Raw genomic sequence first — 19272 nt, forward strand, 5'->3', positions numbered from 1 at the left:
AATGACTTAAAAGTGATTAATTACTCTAAGTCTTCCCATTCAATACCCATTTGGTCCATCAATGCTTTCGCTTCACGCGGAATGCTGTCAGGCTCATCTTTTGATAAGTCATGATCATCGGGCAATGGTTGACCCGTGTAAGCATGTAAAAAAGCTTCGCAAAGTAATTCACTATTTGTCGCGTGACGTAAATTATTTACCTGGCGACGAGTGCGCTCATCGGTCAGTACTTTCAATACTTTTAACGGAATTGAAACTGTGATTTTTTTTACTTGTTCATTCTTCTTGCCGTGTTCGGCATATGGGCTAATATAGTCGCCATTCCACTCAGTCATTAACTCACCCTTTACTTTAAATACGGTGCAGATTTTAAACCCTTAAAGTTTCTAGTCAAATTATTGCTGTGTTTTAGTGCACATTGCAAATAGATTTCTTTATGTTTAGACGTCTAAACGTCTATTTTTGTTGACCTGAGCTGCTCAGTTAGGTAAATTTAGCCATCTAGACATCTCTTTGTGTGTTCGTAATGTTAGGAATCAATCATGACCAAGTCTTGTAAACAACATAGCAATGCTACTGTCGCCGTCCGACAGGGGATTGAAAGTGACACACAACATGGTGCAGTTGTCCCGCCAATTTATTTATCGACCAATTATTCTTTTGATGGCCATAAAAATCCGCGTGAGTTTGATTACAGCCGTTCAGGCAATCCAACACGTTGTATTTTAGGCGAAGCCTTAGCCAAATTAGAGCAAGGGGCTACCGGAGTGATAACCTGTACTGGTATGGCTGCCATTACGCTAGTGACCCATTTATTAGGCCCAGACGATTTATTGGTTGTGCCACATGATTGCTATGGAGGTAGTTACCGTTTATTTACTAACCTGGCCAAAAAAGGTCAGTTTAAATTGGCCGTCGTTGATCAAACCAACGCGGCAGCATTAGCGGAAGCCATTGCCAAAAAGCCTAAAATGGTGTGGTTAGAAACCCCATCCAATCCATTACTGCGTGTGGTCGATATTGCCGCTATTGCCAATGCAGCAAAAGAAGTTGGCGCATTGGTTACCGTGGATAACACCTTTTTATCACCTATTTTGCAGCAGCCTTTAAATTTAGGGGCTGATATCGTTATCCATTCCACGACCAAATATATCAATGGTCACAGTGATGTGGTTGGCGGCGCTGTTGTAGCTAAAGATCCAGATATCGGCGAGTTACTGCATTGGTGGTCAAACACCTTAGGCTTAACGGGATCAGCGTTTGACAGTTACCTCACTCTGCGTGGTATTCGTACTTTAGCAGTGCGAATTCGTGAACATCAAGCCAATGCCAAACAGATAGTTGATGTGCTATGTCAAAGTCCTGTGGTGGCAAAAGTGTATTATCCAGGATTAACGGATCATCCAGGACATGAGATTGCGAAAAAGCAGCAAAAAGGCTTTGGCGCTATGCTCAGTTTCGAGCTAAAAGGTGGTGAAGCAGAGGTTGTAGCATTCTTAGATGCGTTAACCTTGTTCAGTGTTGCTGAAAGTTTAGGCGGAGTGGAAAGTTTAATAGCCGTTCCTGCGACTATGACCCATAGAGCAATGGATGCCCAAGCCCGTTTTGAGGCTGGCGTTAAAGATACATTATTGAGACTATCTGTTGGTATTGAAGATGGTGAAGATTTAGTGGCAGATATTAAAGCCGCATTAGCTGCAGTCGCAGCGCTGTAGTTGTCGTTTAAGGAGTAATACATGGCGCGTGGTCATTTACATAAATTTGGTGGTTCAAGTCTTGCCGATGCGGATTGTTATCGCCGAGTCGCCCACATTTTACTGACCCATGGTCACAGCGATGACTTAATTGTTGTTTCAGCGGCAGGTAAAAGTACCAACTTTTTATATAAGCTGCTCAATTTGCGTGAAACCGGTCAGCTATGGCAAGAAGAGCTACAAGTATTAATCGGCTATCAGCAAACCTTAATCGAACAATTATTATCTAATGAGCAAGCACGTGATTTACGTGAGCGCTTGTCGACCGACAAGTCACAATTGATTAGCTTATTATCACTTGAACAGCGCAATGAATATCAAATTAGCCATGTGGTGAGTTTTGGTGAACGTTGGTCAGCAAGATTAATGGCGGCGTTATTACGTGAATCTGGTGTAGCGTCATCCCATGTAGACGCCTGTTCAATACTTGTCGCTGACGAAGGTGCTGTGCCTAATATTCGGGTAGAAGAGTCGCGAGCCAAAGTGCAGGCTTTATTAGCGGCTCATCCTAATGAGCGTTTAGTCATTACAGGGTTTATTTGTGCTAATAGTCAGGGTGAAACACTATTGCTTGGGCGAAATGGTTCTGATTTTAGCGCGACATTAATTGCCAGTTTGGCTGATATTGATCGGGTAACAATTTGGACCGATGTTGAAGGGGTATTTAATGCTGACCCGAATAAAATTAATGATGCCAAACTGCTAAAAAGCATGTCTTTGGCTGAAGCCGATCGATTAGCTAGACTGGGCTCTCCAGTATTACATTCACGTACATTACAGCCTTTGTTCAATACCGAAGTGAGTTTAGCCGTACGCTCAAGCTATGCCTCTCACACTGATTTTACATTGATTGCCCCCCATAGTTCGTCAGCTAGTGCGCCTGTGGTAACCAGTTTAAATGAAGTGGTGTTATTTAGTTTTAAAGCCGCCGCAGCGATAGAGCCTTTGTTAACATTACTGACCGAAGCGGGCTTAACCCCATTGGCTTATTGGTCATTGGCGCAACATAAGTATGAATTAGCTTTTACATTAGAAAGGCAAAAACAAGTGCAGTCTTTATTAATGTCCCAAACTGCTGAGTTTGGTATTACGCAATTGCAGGCACAATGCGACTTGGGGCTAGTGGCTTTGGTCAGTGCCGATGCAGAATTGTATCGTAAAAGCTTTGCCCGTTTGCTAAGTCGTGATGCCAAACCTGTTTATCAAGACGGCTTAAGCCTAGTGACATTAGTGCCACAGGGGCAGGTTAGCTTACTGACTCAAAAAATACATCGCCGCTGTGCTGGCCCAAGAATGCGCATAGGCGTACTGCTGCTAGGTATAGGCAATATTGGTGAGGCGTGGATAGATTTATTTAAACGTGCTCGCTTTGGGCTAAATAAAGACTTAGAAGCCACAGTCGAATTAGTCGGTTTGGTGAGTTCTAAAAAGGCCTTTGTTGATAACGCTGGGGTTAATTTAGACAGCTGGCAGCAACAATATGAGCAACAAGGTACAGAATGGACCTATGACAGTTTGTTTGACCAATTAGAGCAACTGTCTTGCGATGAGATAGTCGCGCTTGATATCAGTGCCAGTGCCACCTTGACCTTACAATACCCACAATTGTTTGCTAAAGGTATTCATGTGGTCAGTGCTAATAAATTGGCGGGTTCAGGACCATTGCCTTTTTATCGAGAGCTAAAGCAGCAACTGTGTAATCGACGTTTATTTTGGCGCTATAACGCCAGTTGTGGTGCTGGGTTGCCTATTCAGCATGCGTTAAATGACTTACGTAATAGCGGTGACACGATTGAAGCGGTTGGCGGTATTTTTTCAGGTACTTTATGTTGGTTATTTGAAAACTATGATGGCAGTAAACCATTTTCTCAATTAGTGCTTGAGGCGAAAGAGCTGGGGATTACAGAACCTGATCCCCGTGATGATTTATCGGGTCGAGATATGCAACGAAAATTGCTTATTTTAGCGCGTGAAATTGGTTTAGCCATTGAGTTAGAAGACATTACTCTAAACTCATTAGTGCCTGAAGCATTGGCTAAATTAACATTAGCAGGCTTTTTAAAGCGCATTAATGAGCTTGATGCTGAAATGCTGCAGCAATTTGTGGCCGCCGCAGAGCAAAATAAAGTGCTACGTTATGTGGCGGCATTAGATAAAGTGGGTGGTAAATTGAAAGCTGAAGTGGGCATTCAATGGGTAGACCGTAATCATCCCTATGCCAATTTAACGCCCGGCGACAATGTGTTTGTTATCCGCAGTGCATTTTATCAAGGTAATCCGCTGATTATACGTGGCCCAGGCGCGGGTAGAGAAGTCACCGCGGCAGCTGTTCAATCTGATCTAGTGCATATTTGTCGCGATTTATTGCAAGAATAATACTGCTGTTTTGACAGCAACCCAGTTCAATTAAGCAAGACTCTTTTGAGTCTTGCTTTTTTTTCATCTTCAAATTGAACATTCTTCATCGTGGTTATACGTATTCAATGAATATTTATTCTTGACTTCATGGTCAGTTAAATTACTATATAGACATATGGACGTCTAAACGTCCATTATAAAGTCGCAGTAAAGTAATAGACAGTCATCATCCGAGTATTAAATCCATCGATGTTCGCATCGAAGCAGTTGAAGGAAATATAAAATGGCTTTTCATCACGCCCAGCACTCACAGTCGTTAAATCAGAGCCTATCTGAGTTAAGTGATATCAACGTGTCATTTGAATTTTTTCCACCTTCAACACCAGAAATGGAAACCATTCTGTGGAATTCTATTCGTCGTTTAGAACCATTAAACCCTAAATTTGTATCGGTAACCTACGGTGCTAATTCAGGCGTGCGCGACCGCACTCACAGTGTTATTGAGCGTATTCAAAGTGAAACTAATTTAATTGCAGCACCGCATTTAACCTTAGTGGATGCCAGCGATGAAGAGCTGATTGAACTTGCCAAACATTATTGGAATTCAGGCATTAAAGATATTGTCGCACTGCGTGGTGACTTACCCGATGGCAGCCCAAAGCCGACTCGTTTTGCTAATGATTTAGTGCGTTTACTTCGCTCAGTTGCTGATTTTGATATTTCGGTAGCGGCTTACCCAGAAGTGCATCCGGATGCGCGCAATGCTCAAGCTGATTTAATTCACCTAAAGAAGAAAATTGATGCCGGAGCAAACCGCGCAATTACTCAGTTTTTCTTTGATGTAGAGTCGTATCTTCGTTTTCGCGACCGCTGTGTTACAGCGGGTATTGATGTTGAAATCGTGCCAGGTATTTTACCGGTAACTAACTTTAAGCAAACTAAGCGTTTTGCGGATATGACTAATGTGGCTATTCCTGCATGGTTACACCGTCAGTTTGAAGGTTTAGATGATGACCCTGCCACGCGTCAATTGGTGGGTGCGAACGTGGCTATTGATATGGTGAAAGTATTAGCCCGTGAAGGGGTGAAAGACTTCCACTTTTATACTTTAAATCGTGCCGAATTGACTTATGCTATTTGCCATACCTTAGGTGTTCGCCCTAAGTAACTTCACTTGAGTAATGACAGAATCGTTAAACTTATTAAGCCTTCGTTGTAATAGCAACGGAGGCTTATTAGTATTTAACCTCAGCACAAAGTTCAATTTTTACGTAAGCAATTGAATATTATATTTTTTAATATCGCTTATTCATCTCTTAACCCAAGTTGAGATGACTTATTAAAAATGGATGAAAAATAGTCGGTGTTAATAGGTTAAATAATCATCTATAGTTTGTCCGATGAATATAGATACGGACTTCTTAAGGGCGAGATGATGAATAAAATAATAATCGCTGCAACATTCGTGAGCAGTATGGTAAGTCTACATGTGAGCGCATCCATTCCAGAGTCTTCACCCAAAGAGTTACTACAGACTGTGCCCGTTCCGGCGCAGGTATGTGTGAGTTGTCATGGTGCTCAAGGGCAGGGACTTGATGTTGCAGGACCTAAATTAGCTGGTTTATCAGCATCCTACATGGTTAAACAGATCAAGTTGTTTCAAGTTGGGCAACGGCAAAATGCACTAATGCAGCCTATGGCGATGACGGTACAAGGAGATAATATTCAAGTAGCCGCTGACTACTTTGCCTCTCAAGCCGTCGATGACATTACGCTGCGATACCGTGGTGATAAAGTGGCGATTGCAGATCCCGCCGAAAAACTCGCTTATCAAGGAGATTGGGCGCGCGAAATTCCCGCCTGCTTTACTTGTCATGGTCCTTCTGCGATAGGTGCTGAGCAATTTCCGCGTTTAGCTGGTCAGCAAGCCAGTTATATTAAAAGCCAGCTTGAAGCTTGGCAAAAAGGCACCCGCAAAGGCGATGCCGATAATATGATGGGTAATGTTGCCAGTAAATTAACCGCAATCGAAATTGACAAACTTGCCCACTATTTTGCATCGCTTAAGTAAGGACACGCCATGAAATTCCAATTAAACATCATCTTAGGCGCAGCAGTATTGTTTAGCTTGAATATGAATGCTGCTGTTATTGCTACAGAGCTACCTGATCGCCAGCAAGCTTTACCTTCAGTGCCTAAAGCTAAACAAACCTACCTTCAGCCAGCGGCATTGTCAGATATTCCAACAGGCGAGTTTGGCGATAAAGTTCGCTTAGGTTACCAATTATTTGTCAATACTCAGCAACTGCGTGATAAGTATGTCGGCAATCAACTTAATTGTGTTAACTGTCACCTCAATGCGGGCAATAAAGCCAATGCCTCACCTTTGTGGGGAGCATATTTTGCGTATCCGGCTTACCGTAAGAAAAACGATAAAGTAAATAGTTTTGAAGAGCGGTTACAAGGTTGTTTTACTTATTCGATGAATGGCAAAGCGCCTGAATCAGGCAGCAAAGAGTTAGTGGCGTTATCAGCTTATTCATATTGGTTGGGCATGTCTGGATTAATGCTACAGCACAATGTTGCTGGCCCTGTCCCTGAGTTAAGCGACAGTGAATTGGTCAAAGGGGCAAAACGCGATGACTTTATTTTACCTGAGGCCATCTCAAGTAAAATGGATCAAAATGCATTAGCGCAATTACCGGGTCGTGGTTATCCCGCGGTGCCTAAAGCTGAACAAGCTTATTCTCCTGAACGCGGTTTAGTGGTATATCAAGCGCATTGTCAATCTTGCCACGGGCAAGATGGTCAAGGTCAAATCATTGCCGGTGTAGCTGCTCTGCCACCAGTATGGGGAGCACAAAGTTTTAATTGGGGCGCGGGCATGCACAGAGTCAATACCGCGGCAGATTTTATCTATGAGAACATGCCTTTGGGTAAAAGTGTCCAACTGACTCCTCAACAAGCTTGGGACGTCGCGGCTTATATTAATTCGCAAGATCGCCCTCAAGACCCTAGATTTAAAGGCAATGTGGTTGAAACACGAAGCCAATATCATCAGCATGATGGTTTTTACGGTCAAAGTGTTGCAGGAACAGTATTAGGCAGTACTTCTTCTGCTAATTTTCCAAAAAAATAGTGTATAACTGACATCGTTCTAATTTGAAGTGATTGAGCTGGGCGATGTCAGTTTTCAGCAGCTATCGATTAATATTCAGCATTTAATAATAACTAGCAAAGGTATGACTTTGTCTGCAAAAAACTGCCCCATCTGTGATCAAATGAACCAATGTATGATGGCCAGTGGGCAAGATGTTTTAACTTGTTGGTGTGTATTGTCAGATTATTCAGCGGTCGAACTGATCAAGCGCTATCAGCTAGCGTACCCTCAAGCCAGCATTAATGCGCAGCAATGTGTCTGTCAATCCTGTTTAGCCCAAATGGCACGCATGTCTTTACCTGCCTTACCCGTAGTACAAATTTTTAAGTCTTCGACATCGTGAATCAAACACCTATTTTTAGTTGCTAGATTGTTGCAAAAAATACACTAATCAAGGTACTCTAAAAAATTGCTGAAAATAATGCTTCGAGTTCGATAAATTTCAGCATTGATAAAACATAAATAACAATAAACATAATAATTTAGTTAATCATGGGATATTAAATGGAAGCGGTCACACTTTTAGTAAGTAATATTAACAGCATCGTTTGGGGTGTTCCCATGCTGGTGATGATATTAGGCGTAGGGTTATTTTTATCTATTGGTTTGAAATTTATGCCAATTTTAAAATTAGGCACAGGTTTTAAATTATTATGGTCAGGGAGAACGGTCACTGATGAAAGCGAAAAAGGTGATGTAAGCCCTTTTAATGCTTTGATGACCTCGCTTTCAGCAACCATAGGTACAGGCAATATTGCCGGTGTTGCCACTGCAATTGTCATAGGTGGTCCAGGCGCCTTGTTTTGGATGTGGTGTACTGCATTAGTAGGCATGGCAACCAAATTTGCAGAAGCGGTATTAGCAGTTAAATTTCGTGAAACCGACAGCAATGGCGATCATGTTGGCGGCCCTATGTATTACATCAAAAATGGCTTAGGCAAAAAATGGGCCTGGTTAGGCACAGCCTTTGCGTTTTTTGGTATGTTTGCAGGGTTCGGTATTGGTAATACTGTGCAATCAAATTCGGTAGCAGACGCATTAAGCAGTAACTTTGGTGTACCAAGTTGGATTACCGGTGTGGTGCTAATGGTATTAGTTGGTGCTGTGTTGATGGGCGGTATTAAACGCATTGCAGAAGTTGCCGGTAAACTTGTGCCATTAATGACGGTGTTTTATATCACTGCCGGACTAGCTGTATTAGTGGTGTATATTGATCAAGTACCAGCAGCGTTCGAGCTTATCGTTCACAGTGCATTCAACCCTGTTGCGGCACAAGGTGGATTTGCTGGCGCTGCAGTATGGGCGGCAATTCGTTTTGGTGTGGCCCGTGGTATATTCTCAAATGAAGCAGGCTTAGGCAGTGCGCCAATTGCCCACGCAGCAGCAAAAACTAACAACCCAGTTAAGCAAGGCTTAGTGGCAATGTTAGGTACGTTTATCGACACTATCATTGTTTGTTCTATCACCGGCTTGGCTATTGTTGTTACTGGCTCGTGGACATCGGGTGAAAATGGGGCGGCATTGACCTCGCTGGCATTCTCCCATGCCTTGCCTTTGGGAAATTACATTGTGGCAATTGCACTGGCTATATTTGCATTTACCACCATTTTAGGCTGGAGTTTTTACAGTGAGAAGTGCGTGCAGTACTTATTTGGTGATAAAGCGGTTAAGCCATTCCGCTTAATATTCACCTTAGTCGTACCGATTGGTGCGATTAGTTCATTAGAGTTTATTTGGCTATTAGCTGATACGTTAAATGCGATGATGGCGCTGCCAAACTTGATCGCATTGATGTTATTAAGCCCGGTAGTGTTTGGCTTAACACGTGAGTATTTTGCGAAACAAAAAGCGCTTAAAAAAGCGTTATAAGGTTAAAGCACACCCAGTGCGCTTTAATTAGGACCACATATAATAAGGATGTTGCAATGCCAGCTTTTATGGTTTTAATGTTAATGCTTATGGTGTCATTGTTACTGCAAGGATGCTCATCAATTAAATTTAATACTAATGTATTTGATGTTGGTGAACAAAACATCAGGGCTAATGATGTTGATGTCTATAGCCAGCAATACGTCTTTAATCGTCAATACAAAGACCTAGGTAATGTCGACGCGTCATATTGTCAACAGGATAGACCGACTGATTTAAATAAGACGGCGCCCAGTGATGAGTCATTGATAAAGTCTTTGAAAGCACAAGTCCAGCGAAGAGGTGCAAATGCCTTGGTAGTGCACGAGTGTAAACGCTCAAGCTATGGACAATGTAGCTTATTGATTGAGTGTCGAGGGACTGGATATCTTATTGATTGATTCTAGAGTGATTCGTTTATTGATTGATAGGACATGAAATAAAATAAGGGCAACTATGGTTGCCCTTATTTATGGATGTTAATCCGAGTTATTATCAAATTCTGAATCATCAAATAAGTCTGCTTCTGGGGTTTTGATGGTGACCTTATCAAAAGAGCGCGCAAAGTGGCGTTGCACTCCTTTTAAATCAATATTGCCAATACCTGAAGCAAATCCAAACCATGCATATAGACCACTAATGTCTGCAAACATAGGTGGAAGATACTTGGGCCCAGCAATCACACCTTCTTGATAAGCTTGATAGAGATCAGGAATATCTTCGATAGCCAGTTTACCTAAAAACAGCATAGGGATAAGTTCAGGTAAACCAGTGCTAATAGCACTGCGAATAAAGTTGATGTTTTCAACATAGCCGCGGACATAGGAAATATCTTTGGTAAAGAAACTGCCGCCTTGGACCATGCCACCACGAAATACACGCTGGGTGACTCGGTAACTGTCTTTTGAGCTTAAGTGTAGGTTTCTGAAATATCGATACACTTCGATGAAGTCCGCCCCTTGCTCCGCCATATCAACGGCTGACACCCTATCACTGATACGTCTAGCTCTTCCGGGGTTAGAGCTAAGGGTTAACATCTCCATTAATACCGCTAGACCTTCCTGTGAAGCGGTAACCCGCGGAGAACCAACACTTAACCATGTAGCATGCGGTTGGGCTCGTCCATTGAGTGTGGTGCCCACATGCACCCAACCTTCATGTACTTCATACACATTCATATCTGATTCACTGAACATGGCGCGAGTGTTTATTTTAACCGTGTCACCGCCGACCGCCGCATCTGACACAATACCATCGCTGAGTTTTACGTATATTTTATCATCATGAAAATAGTTAACCAGTCGCTGACTCAGTTGTTTTACGGCCTCTGGTGCGGTGATGATTTTAGGATGTTGTTTACTCATATGCCTTGCAGCGGGTAATGAGAAAATATGACTTAGCCTGTCACCTAGCTGGCGTAATGTATGGCGATCGCCGTGTAATTTATGACTAGCACTGCCATAAAGTTCTTGGCTGAGTTTGCCAAACATGGGTTTACCACGATTATTGAGCATGTCGATCACAATGCGATATTGGTCAACATTGGCAATGAGTATTTTACCTAGTTTATCTTTCTTACCTAAGCCCTTTTCAATCGCAGAGCGAAGACTTTTCAAGTCTTGCTGGGTTTTACCGGTATTGAAAGACACGGGAATTGAATCGTAAAAGTCAGTGCTTATTTCTGGTAGTACTTTAGTTTGTTTGGCTAAAAATTTGTCTTCGATTTCACGTGGCCATTTAATGGTGTCGAGGATTTTAATCGGTGCTTGTATACGGATTAATTCATCCGAAAAGCGGCGAATATCTTGTTGATAACGAATTAAAGCATCAGACATTGCATTACCTATGGTTTGATAAATCTGGGCAAAGTTAATCAATGTTCTCATTAATTGCTTTAATTCACCAATCGAAAATTTTCATCTGCCATGGATTATATTGGTGCAATTGCACTGGTTTATGACCTAAATAAGATGTGTTTGTTACTAAGGTTATGAATTTATTATAGTAATTAGTTGGCACAATCACTGCTTTAACCTCTTATGGTAAAGAGGGAGTGATATATGGCTGCAATGAGTTTTTTAAGTGTTATCGAACGTTATCATGAGCATGAATCGGTTATTCATGAATTATTGGATTCCATTTTATTAGGATTAAGTGACGCATCTATATTTCAGAACCCGACCTCAGATAAGGTGTTTAATGAGCTAGCTAGAAGTTACCCTTTTGTGCAATTGCTGTATCTACTTGATGAAAATGGCACTCAAGTGAGCGACAACCTTGTGGTGTCTAAAGGCAAAGTTAAATTATCTGATAAAGGGCGCGATACCGACAGAAGCCATCGTCCCTATTTTACTGGTTTAGCCGAGCAAGACAGTACTCGCTATATTACTAGCCCATATTTATCTAATACGGGTGGAGGCCTGTGTGTAAGCGCCTCAAGACAGCTGTTAAATGCTAATAGTCAGTGCGTCATTGTAGTGGTTGATATTAATCTTACTCAGTTGATTGAGTTTATGATGGGTGACAGCGCAAGACGTAAAATGACGCCAATATTTAAAGCCGTATATAGTTTTATTGTGCTGGGGCTGTTTGTCTTAGTGAGTGTATTAATGTGGACGGTAGTGTCTGATATTTATCGCTTGCTGTCTGAGCCGGCGCAAAATGATCCGTTACTGCCTTTTGGTATTATTATTTTTCTAACCCTCGCATTAGCGATTTTTGATTTGGGTAAAACGATTTTGGAAGAAGAAGTGCTAATGCATAAAGATATATTTCGTCATAGTTCAACACGGCGGACTATAACGCGTTTTATTTCCACCATCTTAATCGCAATTTCGATAGAAGCTTTGCTAACTATGTTCAAAGCTTCTTTAGGAGAGAAACAATATATTGAGCCGGCCATCATGATGATGTTAGCTGTAGTTGGCTTGTTAGTTGGGCTAGGTATTTATGTTTATTTAGGGGCTAGGGCGGAGCAATTGTTGACTCAAAATCAGCAACAAAAGTTTAATCGCTTATCTTAAAAGTTTAGTTTATTTACCGCTATTAAAAAACAAACCATCGTATTAACGGCTTAGTGACAGCGGTTGTAACGATGGTTTTTTTATTTGTGTGATGATTATATGACTAAAAGAAGTCGTCATCACCAATGGCTTTTCTAAGTTGTGCTTGTTCAAGAAAATCTTCTAAACGCCTTTTGACTTGACGTTTATGTTGCAAATTTTCGGCTCCTTTAGCACTTCTTGGTGAAGTCATCGCTTCAATTTCTGTATCGTCAGGCACTCTTTCAGTGATATTAGCCATAATAAAACCCTCATAACCAATGGTAAACAACAGTACTAAACCAATGAGCTCTTTCTAACCAAAAAATTATCCTTAGAAAAGCAAAATATATTGTTCAAGCTGAACAGTTTTTTTTACCTTCACTATTTGAGCTTAGCAGTTATTTTCCGGCAAGCTAATTGAGCGATATAAAAGAGGGAAAGTACACGGCTTTTTATTTGAAGATTGACGAACATTGGAATCGTCATTATTAGGGTAAGGTTTAAAAATAAAAACGCCACCCTAAGGTAACGTTAACGCAACTTAACATGCCAATGAAAATTGCTTACCTACTAGATTAGCAAACAATTCACATTGTTGTACTGCTATAGATCAAAGCCGTATGAATAACCTAAAACGACTTTTGCATCGTCATCTGCTAAATCTGTGTTAGAAACCATGAAAGATACTGTGCCAACATCTGTGTCAGCACTCAGTGACACGTTGTAATCAGAATAGGTTTCGCTAAATAGGTCTTTAACGACATCACCCTTTGAATAGCCATAATGAGCGCCTAAGCTGACTTTCTCTGTTAAAGGGAAGCTGGCATTAGCTTGTAAGTAACTCCAATCAGTTTCGCTGTCAGCACCAGAAACCCCAGAATCAGCATTGACCACTTTTGAATAACCTAATTCGAGCCATTTCCAACCTAATACAAATGAAACTTCACCAAAATCATAGCTGCTGTCAGCATCAGGGTAGGCGTAATATAAATAGCTTACGTCGTAAGTGAAATCTTCAGCAAACTCTCCAGCATAGCCTGCATAAAAGTCCGCTTCATAGGTTGCTGCATCACCAAAGTCGACATTTGATGCCCAAGTGCCAGCATAAAAACCAGACTCGTGTGCGTAATCAAGGCCACCCTGCAAAGCAACCGCATCATCTGTCTGGGTGACTCCGCGCCATAAGTAGTTAGACGTTGCGCCAATATTAGCGGATACTTCGGCAAAAGCTGTGCTGCTGAGTAATAGTGTGCTTGATAACGCAACTGCTTGTAATAGTGATTTTTTCATCATCTTCCCTCAAAGTTTTATTATGCATTTAACACTGTGTATGTCAGGACTTTAAAACTTCATATATCGAGACAGAGTGTTAAATGTTGGTTTATCTACTCTGAGTTAAGCGAAGGTTGTGCCAATTTTTAAATATCATATATATCAACTAATTACTAAAATTCGAACACGTTGAAAGCCTATTGGTTGCTTTGTAATGGTGCGGCATTGCACTTGGGTTGTGCAGTAAGCTGATCTGGCGATGTTGATTCGAGGATTGCCCGATTTGACAGAAATAGGGCATAAAAAAACCTCCGAAAGGAGGCTTTTAAAAATAACAGTTAACTTATTTTTAGTTAACGCTATCTTTTAACGTTTTACCAGCTTTGAACTTAGGTACAGTTGCAGCGGCAATTTGAATTTCTTTACCAGTTTGCGGGTTGCGACCAGTACGTGCAGCACGTTGTGAGGTTTCAAATGATCCAAAACCAACGATAGAAATTTTTTCGCCATTTTTCATCGCTTCAGTTACCGCTGCTTCAAATGATTTTAATGCACGGCCAGCTTCTGCTTTAGTTAGATCTGCGTTTTCAGCAATTTTTGCAATCAGTTCACTTTTGTTCATATTGATATTCTCTGCTTTCCATAGAAATGTTTTTAAAAACGTGGTTAACATGCCATAAGCGTTGACGCTTTAAAAGTATTTTGTCCGATAAAAGGGTAAAAAGACTGTGAAATACCCACTATGCTACTCTTCAAGCAGTTGATATAAGATCCGTTTGACTAAATTAGGTTCAAAAGGCTTATCACAAAGGGCATTAACCCCAGCGCTGGATACGTTACTTAAATGGGTGTCATTAGCCTCAGACGATACCATTAAAATAGGAATGTGTGACTGTTGGCTTTCATTACGAATATATTGCGTTAGCGCTAATCCATCAACACTGGGCATGTTGTAATCGGTAATCACTAAATCATACATATTATGCTGCATTAGATTAATAGCCTGCTGACCATCTTCTGCTTCAGTAATAATTTTAATCCCTAAATTACCAATGGTCCGTTTAATCACGTTACGTGCTAAACGACTATCATCAACGACCAACACTCTCAGATTATGCACATCAAAATGGCTCAAATCTAATTCGTCATTACTGATTAAATCTATGGTTGAGTTTAATGCGCGAGCCAAATGATCTGAATTGAAAGGCTTAGGTAAAATGGCAACCACACCTGACTGTCTAAAAATTTCAAGTTGCTCGCGGCGGCATTCACTCGATACCAACATAAACTGAATGTCTTGGTATTCTGGTTTTTGCTTGATATACGCGAGTAAATCCGTTGCTTCCCCGTCAGGAAAGTGTAACGCGCTAGTAATTAAGTCAGGCTTATGACGAGCTATAATCGCTTTGGCATCTTCAAGAGTTGTAGCGGTTTGAATGCTAACAACGCCTTCTTGCTGTAATCGAGACATAATTATTTTTCGTTGAGTCTCAGAAGGCTCAAGCAATAAAATAGATAATTCGCTAGGGGATAAACTGTGCATTTATTAAACTCTTATTATTTTGTACCACTAGATAGACTATAGCATAGACATATAAGTAGATTACTATCAAATACGTCCTCGACAATCAGTTTCAAGTGGTCTTTAAATGCCAATATTATTTAAATACTGACGCGCTTTATGGTTTAGTGCTGCCCACCACTGCAGCGTGACTAGACTTATAGCAGCGCTTGCCACTATCCAAATAGGAATGATTTGGCCATTAAATTCAATTTTCACGTCCTCGGGAGTGATTTGATACGCGATTAACGCAGTAGTTCCCATTGCAATTAACACTAATGTTTGCAGCCCTAGGTGAAAAAAGAGCACTATTTTAGCCCATTTCGCGCGGATCAATAGACCCACTAATACGGGTAAAACACCAAGGGTTAATATGTCAAAAGTCGCATGTTGAGTTGCACGCCAAAGGGCGATAATAGTAAATAAACTGTATAAAGCAATCAGTAATATAATGCCCAAGGGGCGCTTAACCTGTGTCATTTTGTTCACTTGGTTTGATGTATTTAGGATAGAATATCGCAATTTAATGGATATTGGGAAAGTTCAATGACTGAAACACAATTTTGGCAACTGGTTACCCGCAACCATGCAGACCAGTCTTCTGAACAAATCGTACAGCAATTACAGCAGTCACTAGATCCTTTAGATGATGAGTCATTAAAAGCATTTGATAAAATGTTTGGTCAGCAATTGCGCCGAAGTTATCAGTGGGCTATTTGGGGCGCAGCTTATATTGTGACGGGCTGTGATTCTGATTATGCTTTTACTGAGTTTCGTTGTTTTATTTTGTCATTAGGGCAAGAGTGGTATGACAAAATTATTGCCCAACCGGATAGCTTAGGTGATTTGGCGCAATGGCCATTAAAAGATAATTATGCTTATCCGTTTATTGAAGATTACGATTTAGTTGCGGGTCAGTTATATGAAAACCGTAATGAAGATGAATTACCGTTTGTACCTTCAGGCAATAATACGCCTGTGGGGAAAAAGTTTTCGACTAAGCCTAAAGTGTTAAAACAGACTTACCCTAAATTAACTGCGCGATTCCCGTTCTAACTCAGACTGTTTGAGGTTTAAACATGGCCTAAATGAGTCGCCCCACACCCCATAAGTGAAAAAGCCCTGACAAGTCAGGGCAATTTAGATGCGTATTGAGAGTCGCTTTATGTTGGATTCGCGGCTACTTTATACAAGTAGATGTCTCATTATCATAAGATAAATCATATTGTTGACAAATTTTAGCAACATACTGGCTTTCTGCTTTGGCTACTTGTTGAGTAAGTTTTTGTTCTAACTTTAACTCTAATAGCTGTTCATTATTTTGCATTTGTTGACTCAATTGAGTGCTGTGCTGCTCCATAACGCCTCCGTGAAGGTTGGATTCATTGGCTTGGCTTTGAGCTGAAACGGCTAGGCCCACGACAAGAGTGGCGAATAAAGCGGCTAAAGAAACACGTTTTGTTGAATTAGTGATCAGTTTCATTGTTATGACTCCGTAGCATTAATATTGATTAGTCACGACGTTAGTTCCTTGAACAATCGCTAGTGTAAAGACGCTGTCTTTTTGTTGGAGTGATAGTAGCTTCAGTTTGTTGAACCAAAGCTGAACGAAGCATAAAAAAACAGCTGAGTTAGATTTTTACGTTTTTAGCTGTTTAAAAACAGTGCTTTAATTTATATTCTTGGAATATGCTTTATGTTAAGCAAATGTACAGGTTCATTTTGTTAAAGTAGTTTCATCAAGTAAACAAGCTATCTAAATCTATTTAAATTTTGCCTGGAGGCATATTATGAACATTAACTATTTATTGGTAGTAGGGGCATTCGTCAGTAGCGTGGCAATTGCAGAGGAAGTGGAAGTGGTTAGCCCTATCACTGAGACAGGCATTGTTAAAGTAGAGTGGCTAGAGCCTGATAACTACAATGACATTAAAGCCTCAAATGAGTTGCAATCGCGTTTTGAAAATAGATTTTTTGAGACCATAACTAAAAATATTAATAAGCAGGCAGAGAAAACACTTAAGCCTAATCAGAAGCTTGAAATGCAGGTTTCTAATGTCGATTTAGCGGGGGATATGCGTCCTACTTTTGGTGCAACAACCGGCGACTTGCGAGTTGTTAAAGAGCTATACCCACCAAAAATGACCTTTACTTATCAAATTTTGGAAGACAATAAAGTCATTATTAGTGGCGATGAAAAATTGACTGACATGAGTTTTCTGAGCCGTATAAGTCGAATCAATGAACGTCCTTTTTCGGCGGAAACGACTATGCTAAATGATTGGCTAAAACGTACGGTTGCCCCACAACTTGAGGCACCCAAAGCGCTTTAAGCGACATGTAATTCCATTATTTGGTCCGATAACAGGTAAAGTCCGCTAACGGCGAGTTTTGCCTGTTTTTTTGCTTGAGCACTTAATGTCGACAATTGATGCTCTGTCGCATTAGTGGTAATGCTTGGAGGTAATACCCCGATACATAATGAAATCAATGGGTGATGTTGCAATTGTCCATTTCTATCCTCTGTAAATATGCTTTGGCTTTGTAAGTGTTCGTCGCGATAAAATTCACTCTTATGCTGATTAAATTGCTCAATAATGTGTTTGCTGTGATCTATGCTATTGTCACAAGTGCAAATCATCACAAAATCATCCCCACCAATATGCCCTACAAAGCAGCGGTCGCTTTGATACGGCATTAATAGTTTCGCTACCACCTGAATAACTTCATCCCCACGACAAAACCCGTAAATATCGTTATATGGCTTAAAGTGACACAAATCTAAATAGGCTAAATAGAATGGTTTTCGTTGAGTTCTTAACAGCTTAAGTTCCTCTTGAATAGGCACGTTACCAGGTAAATTGGTCAATGGGTTTGCATGTCGAGCCATTTTTATGCGGTGTTCAGTGATTCTTTGCAGTAAATCTTTGGTATGACCGATACCGATGAGTTTGTGATTGCGGGTAATAATAAATTGCTGAGCGACTGTATTAGCGTTTTCTGATGTTAATAATTGACTGACTTCAGATAAAGGCCTATTGGCGTCAATTTGTAATACATGGGTGTCCATTACTGCACTTGCTGGATGATTTTCATGCAATGCACGTCCGTATGGCGTGCTAAATAGCTCTAACAATGCTGTGCGGTTAATAATGCCCTGAGGAATTTCATCCTCGATTATAACAATAGCTTGTAGTGCAGGTTGGTCTATAAACTTCTGACTAAGTTGCTTTAGTTGGGTTGTTGCTGAAGCGGTAATTGCGCTATGACAAATACTTTCCGCTGTTTCGCAGTATCGGGTGCGAGGCATGCTAGGCGCAATAACCTGGGGTTGATAATATTCCTGTGTCGGCTGGGTTTCAGGTCTGCCAAGTAGATATCCTTGGCAATAACTTATCCCTAACTGAGAAAGCATAGTGAGCTCTTCTTTTGTTTCAATGCCTTCAGCAATCACTTTGCAGGTTAAGCTTTGGCATAAATCGACAATTGAGCGAACAAACTCTTGTTTTACAGGGGTAATATCTATTTGATGAATAAAATGACGATCAATTTTAACATAATCAGGTGCGAGTTCTGACCATAGTCTTAAGCCTGAATACCCCGCGCCTAAGTCGTCAATGGCTGTGAGGAAACCTTGATTTCGATAATGATTTAAGCAGGATTTGAGTAAGTCGATATCATCTGCGGGATATTGTTCCGATAGCTCTATGACAACATCATTGGGTGACAAGCCTAATTGCTTAATGAGCTTTAAGGTGGCGCCTTTGGGGTGTGCCGGATCGAGTAATGCTTTTGGCGATATATTAATGAATAACTTGCCCGGTAGTTGCTGCTGTTTAAACGCGTTAATCGATATACCGCGACAGAGCGTTTCTAATTCACTCAGTTTGTCGCAATGTTCTGCCGTTTTAAACAGGGAAGCGGGAGAGTGCAAAGTGCTATGTTGTGGGCCTCTGCTTAATGCTTCAAACCCATGTAGCTTGTTGGTGCTGATATTAAAAATGGGCTGGAACACGGCATCAATATTTTGTGTATCAATGATTTCATTTAATGTATTACATAAATCGATAGAAGACATGAGAGGTATCTTACAACGGATGATGGCTTATCATAATCTTCATCAATGACAGATTTATGTCATATATCCTCTCTAACAAAGCTGCACTCATCGAATTTTAGCATTAAAAAATCCTGCAATGTTTAAATTGCAGGATT

Annotated in this window: 20 protein-coding genes; 11 read left to right on the plus strand and 9 right to left on the minus strand. The window is 40.9% G+C overall.

All coding sequences use genetic code 11. The annotated features are described in order from the left end of the window. Nucleotides 1–20: 20 nt before the first annotated feature. Nucleotides 21–335, minus strand: a complete 315-nt coding sequence (metJ, locus tag ACRWQM_RS02270) for a met regulon transcriptional regulator MetJ (protein WP_188840950.1) — start codon at nt 333–335, stop codon at nt 21–23. A gap of 207 nt (nt 336–542) precedes the next feature. On the opposite strand from metJ, the gene metB reads away from it, so the two are divergent. The 8 genes from metB to ACRWQM_RS02310 all read left to right on the plus strand — a co-directional run bounded on the left by metB (nt 543) and on the right by ACRWQM_RS02310 (nt 9581). Further along, complete coding sequence (metB, locus tag ACRWQM_RS02275; RefSeq protein ID WP_434931126.1) at nt 543–1715, plus strand: cystathionine gamma-synthase; 1173 nt, start codon at nt 543–545, stop codon at nt 1713–1715. A gap of 21 nt (nt 1716–1736) precedes the next feature. Then, on the plus strand, nt 1737–4130 hold the full coding sequence (locus ACRWQM_RS02280; protein ID WP_434931127.1) for a bifunctional aspartate kinase/homoserine dehydrogenase II: 2394 nt from the start codon (nt 1737–1739) through the stop codon (nt 4128–4130). 265 nt (nt 4131–4395) lie between these two features. Next, nucleotides 4396–5280: a methylenetetrahydrofolate reductase gene (metF, locus tag ACRWQM_RS02285; RefSeq protein ID WP_434931128.1), complete on the plus strand. Its 885-nt coding sequence runs from the start codon at nt 4396–4398 to the stop codon at nt 5278–5280. 267 nt (nt 5281–5547) lie between these two features. Continuing rightward, nucleotides 5548–6183: a c-type cytochrome gene (locus ACRWQM_RS02290; RefSeq protein ID WP_434931129.1), complete on the plus strand. Its 636-nt coding sequence runs from the start codon at nt 5548–5550 to the stop codon at nt 6181–6183. A 9-nt stretch (nt 6184–6192) separates the two neighbouring features. Continuing rightward, nucleotides 6193–7251: a c-type cytochrome gene (locus tag ACRWQM_RS02295; protein WP_434931130.1), complete on the plus strand. Its 1059-nt coding sequence runs from the start codon at nt 6193–6195 to the stop codon at nt 7249–7251. Nucleotides 7252–7354: 103 nt separating this feature from the next. Next, the gene (locus ACRWQM_RS02300) at nt 7355–7615 is read left to right on the plus strand and encodes a cysteine-rich CWC family protein (protein ID WP_434931131.1); all 261 of its coding nucleotides are present in this window, start codon (nt 7355–7357) and stop codon (nt 7613–7615) included. Between the two features lie 161 nt (nt 7616–7776). After that, complete coding sequence (locus ACRWQM_RS02305) at nt 7777–9141, plus strand: alanine/glycine:cation symporter family protein (protein WP_434927248.1); 1365 nt, start codon at nt 7777–7779, stop codon at nt 9139–9141. A gap of 56 nt (nt 9142–9197) precedes the next feature. After that, a complete protein-coding gene (locus tag ACRWQM_RS02310) occupies nt 9198–9581 on the plus strand; it encodes a hypothetical protein (RefSeq protein WP_434931132.1) in 384 nt (127 codons plus the stop codon). Between the two features lie 78 nt (nt 9582–9659). Here ACRWQM_RS02310 and ACRWQM_RS02315 read toward each other — a convergent pair whose 3' ends face one another. Beyond that, nucleotides 9660–11015 (minus strand): flavohemoglobin expression-modulating QEGLA motif protein, encoded by a 1356-nt coding sequence (locus ACRWQM_RS02315; protein WP_434931958.1) that lies wholly within the window; start codon nt 11013–11015, stop codon nt 9660–9662. A gap of 225 nt (nt 11016–11240) precedes the next feature. On the opposite strand from ACRWQM_RS02315, the gene ACRWQM_RS02320 reads away from it, so the two are divergent. Continuing rightward, nucleotides 11241–12203 (plus strand): PDC sensor domain-containing protein, encoded by a 963-nt coding sequence (locus ACRWQM_RS02320; protein ID WP_434931133.1) that lies wholly within the window; start codon nt 11241–11243, stop codon nt 12201–12203. Nucleotides 12204–12306: 103 nt separating this feature from the next. Here ACRWQM_RS02320 and ACRWQM_RS02325 read toward each other — a convergent pair whose 3' ends face one another. The 5 genes from ACRWQM_RS02325 to ACRWQM_RS02345 form a co-directional block, all read right to left on the minus strand. Continuing rightward, on the minus strand, nt 12307–12483 hold the full coding sequence (locus tag ACRWQM_RS02325) for a PA3496 family putative envelope integrity protein (RefSeq protein ID WP_226413119.1): 177 nt from the start codon (nt 12481–12483) through the stop codon (nt 12307–12309). A gap of 344 nt (nt 12484–12827) precedes the next feature. Then, a complete protein-coding gene (locus ACRWQM_RS02330) occupies nt 12828–13514 on the minus strand; it encodes a TorF family putative porin (RefSeq protein WP_434931134.1) in 687 nt (228 codons plus the stop codon). Between the two features lie 331 nt (nt 13515–13845). Then, nucleotides 13846–14118, minus strand: a complete 273-nt coding sequence (locus tag ACRWQM_RS02335) for an HU family DNA-binding protein (RefSeq protein WP_188840938.1) — start codon at nt 14116–14118, stop codon at nt 13846–13848. A gap of 123 nt (nt 14119–14241) precedes the next feature. Continuing rightward, the gene (locus tag ACRWQM_RS02340; protein ID WP_226413123.1) at nt 14242–15039 is read right to left on the minus strand and encodes a response regulator; all 798 of its coding nucleotides are present in this window, start codon (nt 15037–15039) and stop codon (nt 14242–14244) included. A gap of 102 nt (nt 15040–15141) precedes the next feature. After that, nucleotides 15142–15537: a hypothetical protein gene (locus tag ACRWQM_RS02345; protein ID WP_434931135.1), complete on the minus strand. Its 396-nt coding sequence runs from the start codon at nt 15535–15537 to the stop codon at nt 15142–15144. Between the two features lie 66 nt (nt 15538–15603). On the opposite strand from ACRWQM_RS02345, the gene ACRWQM_RS02350 reads away from it, so the two are divergent. Continuing rightward, on the plus strand, nt 15604–16113 hold the full coding sequence (locus ACRWQM_RS02350; protein WP_434931136.1) for a DUF4240 domain-containing protein: 510 nt from the start codon (nt 15604–15606) through the stop codon (nt 16111–16113). A gap of 124 nt (nt 16114–16237) precedes the next feature. On the opposite strand, the gene ACRWQM_RS02355 is transcribed toward ACRWQM_RS02350, so the two are convergent. Continuing rightward, nucleotides 16238–16540: a hypothetical protein gene (locus ACRWQM_RS02355; RefSeq protein WP_434927242.1), complete on the minus strand. Its 303-nt coding sequence runs from the start codon at nt 16538–16540 to the stop codon at nt 16238–16240. A gap of 307 nt (nt 16541–16847) precedes the next feature. On the opposite strand from ACRWQM_RS02355, the gene ACRWQM_RS02360 reads away from it, so the two are divergent. Then, complete coding sequence (locus ACRWQM_RS02360) at nt 16848–17390, plus strand: DUF3016 domain-containing protein (RefSeq protein WP_434931137.1); 543 nt, start codon at nt 16848–16850, stop codon at nt 17388–17390. On the opposite strand, the gene ACRWQM_RS02365 is transcribed toward ACRWQM_RS02360, so the two are convergent. After that, entirely contained in the window at nt 17387–19135 is a 1749-nt protein-coding gene (locus ACRWQM_RS02365; RefSeq protein ID WP_434931139.1) for a GGDEF domain-containing protein, read from the minus strand. The genes ACRWQM_RS02360 and ACRWQM_RS02365 overlap by 4 nt on opposite strands. Between the last annotated feature and the right edge of the window lie 137 nt (nt 19136–19272).

The organism is Shewanella sp. HL-SH5, from assembly GCF_051163755.1.
Taxonomy (GTDB): domain Bacteria; phylum Pseudomonadota; class Gammaproteobacteria; order Enterobacterales; family Shewanellaceae; genus Shewanella; species Shewanella glacialimarina.

Excerpts from the sequence above, each read along its gene's own strand:
- metJ (WP_188840950.1), bottom strand. The coding sequence starts at position 335 with ATGACTGAGTGGAATGGCGACTATATTAGCCCATATGCCGAACACGGC.
- metB (WP_434931126.1), top strand. The coding sequence starts at position 543 with ATGACCAAGTCTTGTAAACAACATAGCAATGCTACTGTCGCCGTCCGA.
- ACRWQM_RS02280 (WP_434931127.1), top strand. The coding sequence starts at position 1,737 with ATGGCGCGTGGTCATTTACATAAATTTGGTGGTTCAAGTCTTGCCGAT.
- metF (WP_434931128.1), top strand. The coding sequence starts at position 4,396 with ATGGCTTTTCATCACGCCCAGCACTCACAGTCGTTAAATCAGAGCCTA.
- ACRWQM_RS02290 (WP_434931129.1), top strand. The coding sequence starts at position 5,548 with ATGAATAAAATAATAATCGCTGCAACATTCGTGAGCAGTATGGTAAGT.
- ACRWQM_RS02295 (WP_434931130.1), top strand. The coding sequence starts at position 6,193 with ATGAAATTCCAATTAAACATCATCTTAGGCGCAGCAGTATTGTTTAGC.
- ACRWQM_RS02300 (WP_434931131.1), top strand. The coding sequence starts at position 7,355 with ATGACTTTGTCTGCAAAAAACTGCCCCATCTGTGATCAAATGAACCAA.
- ACRWQM_RS02305 (WP_434927248.1), top strand. The coding sequence starts at position 7,777 with ATGGAAGCGGTCACACTTTTAGTAAGTAATATTAACAGCATCGTTTGG.
- ACRWQM_RS02310 (WP_434931132.1), top strand. The coding sequence starts at position 9,198 with ATGCCAGCTTTTATGGTTTTAATGTTAATGCTTATGGTGTCATTGTTA.
- ACRWQM_RS02315 (WP_434931958.1), bottom strand. The coding sequence starts at position 11,015 with ATGTCTGATGCTTTAATTCGTTATCAACAAGATATTCGCCGCTTTTCG.
- ACRWQM_RS02320 (WP_434931133.1), top strand. The coding sequence starts at position 11,241 with ATGGCTGCAATGAGTTTTTTAAGTGTTATCGAACGTTATCATGAGCAT.
- ACRWQM_RS02325 (WP_226413119.1), bottom strand. The coding sequence starts at position 12,483 with ATGGCTAATATCACTGAAAGAGTGCCTGACGATACAGAAATTGAAGCG.
- ACRWQM_RS02330 (WP_434931134.1), bottom strand. The coding sequence starts at position 13,514 with ATGAAAAAATCACTATTACAAGCAGTTGCGTTATCAAGCACACTATTA.
- ACRWQM_RS02335 (WP_188840938.1), bottom strand. The coding sequence starts at position 14,118 with ATGAACAAAAGTGAACTGATTGCAAAAATTGCTGAAAACGCAGATCTA.
- ACRWQM_RS02340 (WP_226413123.1), bottom strand. The coding sequence starts at position 15,039 with ATGCACAGTTTATCCCCTAGCGAATTATCTATTTTATTGCTTGAGCCT.
- ACRWQM_RS02345 (WP_434931135.1), bottom strand. The coding sequence starts at position 15,537 with ATGACACAGGTTAAGCGCCCCTTGGGCATTATATTACTGATTGCTTTA.
- ACRWQM_RS02350 (WP_434931136.1), top strand. The coding sequence starts at position 15,604 with ATGACTGAAACACAATTTTGGCAACTGGTTACCCGCAACCATGCAGAC.
- ACRWQM_RS02355 (WP_434927242.1), bottom strand. The coding sequence starts at position 16,540 with ATGAAACTGATCACTAATTCAACAAAACGTGTTTCTTTAGCCGCTTTA.
- ACRWQM_RS02360 (WP_434931137.1), top strand. The coding sequence starts at position 16,848 with ATGAACATTAACTATTTATTGGTAGTAGGGGCATTCGTCAGTAGCGTG.
- ACRWQM_RS02365 (WP_434931139.1), bottom strand. The coding sequence starts at position 19,135 with ATGTCTTCTATCGATTTATGTAATACATTAAATGAAATCATTGATACA.